Source organism: Jeotgalibaca ciconiae (assembly GCF_003955755.1).
GTDB classification, from domain to species: Bacteria; Bacillota; Bacilli; order Lactobacillales; family Aerococcaceae; genus Jeotgalibaca; species Jeotgalibaca ciconiae.
Genome location: NZ_CP034465.1, coordinates 1,408,092 through 1,415,000, shown reverse-complemented (window position 1 = coordinate 1,415,000; position 6,909 = coordinate 1,408,092). Strand labels below are relative to the sequence as shown.

The following is a 6,909-nucleotide window of genomic DNA, read 5'->3' as shown; positions in this document are numbered from 1 at the left end:
ACAAATTCTAACTTGCCTGTTTCTTCATTACGGTAACGAATTTTTGCACGACGAGCTTGGAAATCCTCTGTATTTGAACAAGAGCTGATCTCGCGATAAGTGTCTTGAGCTGGAACCCATACCTCAACATCATATGTTTTTGCCGCAGAGAATCCCATATCTCCTGTACAAAGGACGATTGTTCGATATGGCAAACCTAAATTGCGTAATACAGATTCGGCATTATCGGTCATTTTTTCTAACTCTTCATATGAAATATCTGGTTTACTAAATTTCACCATCTCTACTTTATGGAATTGATGCATACGAATAAGCCCTCTTGTATCACGACCCGCACTTCCAGCTTCAGAACGGAAAGACGGACTCATCGCTGTAAAGTAAATAGGTAGATCTGCTTCACCTAAAATTTCATCACGGTAATAGTTGGTTAAAGGAACTTCTGCAGTTGGAATTAAAGAAAAATTACGATCATCAACAATTGGAAAAACGTCTTCTTTGAACTTAGGAAATTGCCCCGTACCAAACATTGATTTTTCGTTTACGATATATGGCGGAATCATTTCTGTATAACCATGCTCGCTTGTATGTAAATCCAGCATATAATTGTAGCATGCTCTTTCCAAACGTGCGCCCAGTCCTTTATAGAAGACAAAGCGTGCACCGGTAACTTTGGCAGCTCGTTCAAAATCAAGAATCCCTAACTCTTCGGCAATTTCATAATGAGCTTTTGGTTCAAAAGTAAATTGACGTGGTTCTCCCCATTTTCTTACTTCTACGTTTTGCTCTTCGTCTTCTCCAACGGGTACAGACTCATGTGCAATGTTCGGTAAACGAGTAGCAATATAAGTTGTTTTTTCTTCTATTTCAGCTAGATCCGTATCAAGTTGTTTAATTTGCTCACCAACATTTTTCATTTCGGTGATTTTGTCATCAGCATTTTCTTTATTACGCTTTAGAGTAGCGATTTCTTGTGATACTTGGTTGCGGTATTGTTTTAAGTTTTCAGTTTCAACGATTTTATTACGTCGTTGCTCATCCAGCTCCTTAAACTCAACTAACTCTGCCTCTTTTACACCACGATCAGCCAATTTAGCACGAACAAAATCGTACTCGTCTCTTAATTTTTTTACATCCAGCATGTTACTTCCTCCTCTTTTTAAATAGAAAAAAAGCCATTCCATCCCTATCAATTGGGACGAAATGGCTCTAGTTCGCGGTACCACCCAAGTTCAAATATCAAAAAGACATTTGCACTTTCAGACGATAACGGGCGACCCGAAACAATTTAATCAATCTTGTTGTTTTCATTGTTTGCTTCATGTGTGGATTCAATAAAAGAATACATCGGTTTTCACCAAAACCACCGACTCTCTTAAGAATTTCTTTTATTTACTATTCACATGCATTGCTTCTTATCAAATTATGATCATCATTATTTTACTAAATTCGCTCTCGTACGTCAATTGAATCTCGTTTGAATTAAAAAAATCCAGTTACAAAATCAGTTACAGAGTTCCATCCTCTGGCAGTAGTACTGGCAACCCATCTCCAAGCAAGTGCAAAAATATTTGCTTTTTCAATCGTCCGTTCTACTGCAACGTTTGCTTCATATTGCTTATTACCAAGATAGCCTAAATCATCGCCTTCAATAGAAATCGCCACTTTCCCTACTACAGTTCCTTCTTCAATCGGTGCTTCTACCACACCATCTTCGTTTAACAGATCTTGGTTAAGTGTTAACTCTGTTTCAATTTTACGGTCTTCAGTTTTCGGTGTCACAACAGTTAAATCACTATTGTAGACCAAGCCAACTTCTTCTTCTTTCCCTTTGGCAACTTCGATTGGTTCTTCTGTTTCTACTGGAGTACCTGTCTCTACGATTTGTACTTTATCAAAATTATCAAATGCATAATCCATCAATCGAGAAGTTTCACTAAAACGCGTTGTATTATCAGCCGCACCAATAACTACTGTAATAATGCGCATCTCGTTTTCTACTGCAGTACCAGTAAAAGAAGCTCCGGAATCATCTGTTGTTCCTGTCTTCAAGCCATCCACGTTTGGACGATAATGAATCATTTCTGGCAACATATGATTATACGTTAACATGTTGATTTCGTCGTCTGAGCCTTCCATGAATGTTTTTTCTACAATAGAAGTTGTTTCAAGAACTTCTGGGTAATCATCAAGTAAATGGTCGGCAAGAGTCGCTACTCCGCGAGCAGTCATATGATTTTCAGTATCTGCTGGAGCTTCGGGGTAAAGCTGTCCATATTGTTCTGCATAATAGTTTGGCAAGCCAGTTGAGTTATAAATACTGTAATCAGTTACTCCCCACTCATCCAATTTCGCTTTCATCATATCAACAAACGCTGATTCCGACCCTGCCACTAATTCAGCCATCGCAATCGAAGCGCCATTTGCAGAATAAATCAGCATTGCTTCATACAAGTCTCTCACGGTATAGGTAAAATCGAGACGTAATGGTACGTTTGACAATTCATAATCTTGGCTGATATTCAATGCGTAATCACTAATTGGAACAGTTGTATCCCAACTAATCTCACCTGCTTCGATTGCTTCTAAAATAACGTACACGCTAAGCATCTTTGTCATCGATGCTATTCCCAATGATTCGTCACCATTTTGCTCAAGCAGAATTTTATTTGTTTCATTATCAATCACGAAAGCTGCTTTTGCGTCAACCGTAATAGGCTCTACTGCCGCAGAAGCTTTTGGCGCAAAAAATACTGAACTAGCTAGAAGACCTGTCGACAACGCACCAATTGTCCATTTTTTTAATTTATTAGTTTTCATTTATTTCTTCTTCTCCAATCAAATCGTTTCTATCTATTTATAAAGTCATTTATTACCCAAGATACTTTACTAATGTTATCGGAAACAGTACAAAAAAACAATAAGCTACGCATCTTTTTTTAGAAATTCTGTCTTCATTTGAAAACGAGGTATAGAAGCTCCACTTTCTTAGAAAAGTGGACAAGTCCGCCTTGGCCTATGAAAAAATAGGAAATTTGACCCTGAATTGTCAGGAGACTTCACGCTTCAGCGGGTTAGTCGAATGATATGCGTTAGCGAGCAGCGAAGCGCGCAATGGGGCAAATTTATCTTTTTTTCACTAGGCCAGGACTTGGGAGCTAGACATTGATGGCTGAACTTATAATCCCCTAGTCTATCAAAAAAATACCCGCTGCCGGGTAATTCCCTGATAACAGCGAGTTTACGTATTTGTTTGTTTTAACGGCAAATGCATGACAAATTTTGTTTCCTGATCATTGGACTCTGCGTAAATATAACCTCCATGAAGAGAGATGATGCTTTGCGCAATCGCTAAGCCTAGGCCCGTTCCTCCTGTTTGTTGAGAACGTGAAGCTTCTACTCGATAAAAACGATTGAATAATTCATCCAGTGATTCTTGTGGTATTTTTTTCCCATTATTTATAACAGAAATAATTGCTTCGGACCCTACTTTTTCAGCTACTATCCGAATCAAATTTCCATCTTTGCCGTATTTTAGTGCATTAGAAATCAAGTTATTGAAAACACGTGCCATCTTATCTACATCAAATTCAATCATTAATGGGGTTGTTTTCATTTCAACTTCAATGTTCATCTCTTTTCGAGTAGACTCCAATTCAAATTCAGCCGCAATTTGCTCCAATAGATTGCCTAAACTTACTGTTTTTACAGTCAACGGCGTAGAAGTCTGACGCACTTTCGTATATTCAAATAAATCATCCACCAGAACTTTCATCTGCAGGGACTTTGTATAGGCAATATGGATGTATCTCTCTAAATCTTCTTTTGACGAATATTGCCCTTCTTCTATTAAACCAAGATAACCAATAATTGAAGTCAAAGGAGTACGAATATCGTGACTCACATTTGTTATTAACTCATCTTTTGATTGTTCAATTTTCCGTTCTTCCTCCATCGCCATTACAGTACTCTCGACCAACGTATTAATACTGTGAACAACGTCGTTCATATTACCCGACAAGTTCGCTTTGATACGATGTTCAAAATTACCTGAAGCAACGTAGTGCAACTCGTCTAAAACATGACGAAGCTGCATTTGTTTATACCGGCGAAATAGACGCCACCATGTAAACAACATGGCAAAAATCGTTGCCGTAATAAGAATAAAACGGCGATAGCGCAACAGTGCAATGTCAAAGAACAAAATCAATTCCCACAATGTGTTCCAGTTTAATAAAAAGTCAGGGGGGGATTGCACCACTCGATTAAAGATCAATACAAGACCCATATAGATAAAATACATAATTCCCATGGTAACAATTGCTTCAAATATTAATTCGCCTAATTCTTTTTTCGTTAATCTTGTTTTTAACAACATATAGGCCTCTCTTATTCTGAAATCTTGTATCCAACGCCCCAGACGGTTTGGATAACTTTTTCGCCGCCTGTTGCCTTTTCGATTTTATCTCGTAAATGACTCACATGTACCATCACTGTTTTTGCGGAAACAATACTCTCTTGCAGCCAAACTCGTTCAAAAATTTCATCCGCACTGAAAACGCGATTCGGATTGCTGGCTAGCAAATATAAAATCCCAAATTCTAAGGCAGTTAATTGGATTTCTTTGCCTGTTAATGTTTTTACTTCATGCGATTCTTTTGTAATCAATAACGGTCCAATCTCAATAACACTTTGTTCCGTCTCTTGTTGTGCCATTGTAGAACGGCGCAATAAGGATTTAATACGTGCCATCACTTCTAATGGATTAAACGGCTTTGATACATAGTCATCTGCACCAGAAGTCAGTCCTTGAATTTTATCCATATCGGTTGATTTTGCACTCAGCATTAATACAGGAGTATGATTTTCCTCTTCACGCAATTCTTTTAATACACTGATCCCGTCTTTTTTAGGCATCATAATATCTAAAATAATTAGTTGAATGTCCAAATGTTGTTTCAACAGTTGTAGTGCTTCCATGCCATTATATGCTTTTATCGGTTCATATCCTTCATTCTTACTATAAATACTTAAAAGCTCAACAATTTCACGATCATCATCCACTATCAGAATCTTTGCCATGCAGCACACCTCTTTTACATTTATTGTGTTCTTAGTTTACCAAATGAAAGTAAAGGAATAATTAAGAAAATGACAATTTTCTACCATTATTATAACAGAGTCTAAAGAAAGTGGAATGTAAAACGAATAGAGCTTCACTTGATGAAATTCCGCATAAACGAAAAAACCTACAGAATCTAGAGCGAACTGCAGGTTTCTTCTATAATGTTAACGATTAATCGAATAGTTTGGTGCTTCTTTTGTAATGTGTACATCATGAGGGTGGGACTCAATTAGCCCAGCGCCAGACATACGAATGAATTGAGCATTTTCGCGCAACTCTTCCAAATTACCGGCTCCTACATATCCCATACCTGAACGAACGCCGCCAAGTAATTGGAAAATGATATCGCCTGCTGCTCCTTTATAAGCAACACGGCCTTCAATTCCTTCCGGAACCAATTTATTAGCTTCGTTCACGCCGCCTTGGAAATAACGATCGCTTGATCCTTTTTCCATTGCTGCCAAACTTCCCATACCGCGATACGTTTTAAAGCGGCGACCTTGGAAAATTTCAAATTCTCCTGGAGACTCATCCGTTCCTGCTAACATACTTCCAATCATCACTGCATGACCGCCTGCCGCCATTGCTTTTACAATATCACCAGAATATTTAATTCCGCCATCTGCAATAATTGTTTTCCCGTATTCACGCGCAACTCCTGCTGCATCGTAAATTGCTGTAATCTGAGGAACTCCAACCCCTGCAACGACACGCGTTGTACAGATTGAACCAGGTCCAATTCCTACTTTTACAACATCCACGCCGACATCATACAATGCGCGTGTAGCTTCAGCAGTAGCAACATTTCCAGCAATCAAGGTTGCTTCAGGAAACTTCTCGCGGATTTCTTTAATTTTGCGAATCACGCCCGCGCTATGTCCATGAGCTGTATCGATGACGATTGCATCTACTCCCGCATCTAATAAAGCTTGCGCACGCTCAAATGTATCGGTAGTAACGCCAACTGCTGCAGCAACCAGCAAACGACCGTGATCATCTTTAGCTGAATTTGGAAATTCTATCACGCGTTCGATATCTTTGATGGTAATAAGACCTGCTAAACGGCCGTCTTTATCTACTAAAGGAAGTTTTTCAATTTTGTATTTTTGCAATGTGCGTTCCGCTTCTTTTAATGATGTACCAACAGGTGCAGTTACTAAGCGGTCTTTCGTCATTACATCGCCAATTGCCACACTGTAGTCTTCAATAAAGCGTAAGTCACGGTTGGTCAAAATCCCAACGAGAACGCGGTCTTCCATGGTGTTTACAACAGGCACGCCGCTGATACGATACTTACTCATCAACTCTTCTGCCTCTGCTGCAGAATGCTCTGGTGTTAAGAAAAAGGGATCAATAATTACGCCACTTTCTGAACGTTTCACCTTACGTACCTCATCTGCTTGCGCTCGAATAGACATATTCTTATGAATAACACCCAATCCACCTTGGCGCGCCATTGCGATTGCCATTTCTGCTTCCGTAACAGTATCCATACTCGCACTCATGATTGGAACATTTAATTGAATATTTTTCGCTAATTGAACAGACACATCAATCTCATTCGGCAATACGTGACTTTCTGCTGGTATTAAAAGCACATCATCAAAAGTAAAACCTTCTTTAGCAAATTTTGACTCCCAGTTAGACATTCTTATTTCCCTCTCCTTTTTCGTACAATTTTTTATTCACTAACTTAACACCCATTGAAGTTCGAGTCAAGGAAAAAAGAGAAATGGATATTAAAATAAGCCGAAAACAGAGTAGAGCTTGAAAAAATCGTCTGTATT

At 38.7% G+C, this 6,909-nt stretch carries 5 protein-coding genes and 1 other annotated feature (1 of these 6 cut by a window edge); all 5 genes read right to left on the bottom strand.

The features are described from left to right. A protein-coding gene (gene serS, locus EJN90_RS06710; RefSeq protein WP_126109697.1) for a serine--tRNA ligase crosses the window boundary here: on the bottom strand, positions 1-1,139 show its 5' portion. 169 nt of this gene lie to the left of the window's left edge; 1,139 of the gene's 1,308 nt are visible here — the first part of the coding sequence; its start codon is at positions 1,137-1,139; its stop codon lies beyond the left edge, outside the window. 49 nt (positions 1,140-1,188) lie between these two features. Next, positions 1,189-1,415 (bottom strand) — a binding site (T-box leader). Between the two features lie 64 nt (positions 1,416-1,479). Beyond that, positions 1,480-2,817, bottom strand: coding sequence for a serine hydrolase (locus tag EJN90_RS06705; RefSeq protein WP_126109695.1), 1,338 nt, complete (start codon positions 2,815-2,817; stop codon positions 1,480-1,482). A 421-nt stretch (positions 2,818-3,238) separates the two neighbouring features. Beyond that, positions 3,239-4,375, bottom strand: coding sequence for a sensor histidine kinase (locus EJN90_RS06700; RefSeq protein ID WP_126109693.1), 1,137 nt, complete (start codon positions 4,373-4,375; stop codon positions 3,239-3,241). A gap of 11 nt (positions 4,376-4,386) precedes the next feature. After that, positions 4,387-5,079, bottom strand: coding sequence for a response regulator transcription factor (locus EJN90_RS06695; RefSeq protein ID WP_126109691.1), 693 nt, complete (start codon positions 5,077-5,079; stop codon positions 4,387-4,389). Between the two features lie 207 nt (positions 5,080-5,286). Beyond that, positions 5,287-6,771 (bottom strand): IMP dehydrogenase, encoded by a 1,485-nt coding sequence (gene guaB, locus EJN90_RS06690; RefSeq protein ID WP_126109688.1) that lies wholly within the window; start codon positions 6,769-6,771, stop codon positions 5,287-5,289. Between the last annotated feature and the right edge of the window lie 138 nt (positions 6,772-6,909).

Bases quoted from the DNA above. Each gene is read 5' to 3' on its own strand.
- guaB (WP_126109688.1), bottom strand. From the start codon at position 6,771: ATGTCTAACTGGGAGTCAAAATTTGCTAAAGAAGGTTTTACTTTTGAT.
- EJN90_RS06695 (WP_126109691.1), bottom strand. From the start codon at position 5,079: ATGGCAAAGATTCTGATAGTGGATGATGATCGTGAAATTGTTGAGCTT.
- EJN90_RS06700 (WP_126109693.1), bottom strand. From the start codon at position 4,375: ATGTTGTTAAAAACAAGATTAACGAAAAAAGAATTAGGCGAATTAATA.
- EJN90_RS06705 (WP_126109695.1), bottom strand. From the start codon at position 2,817: ATGAAAACTAATAAATTAAAAAAATGGACAATTGGTGCGTTGTCGACA.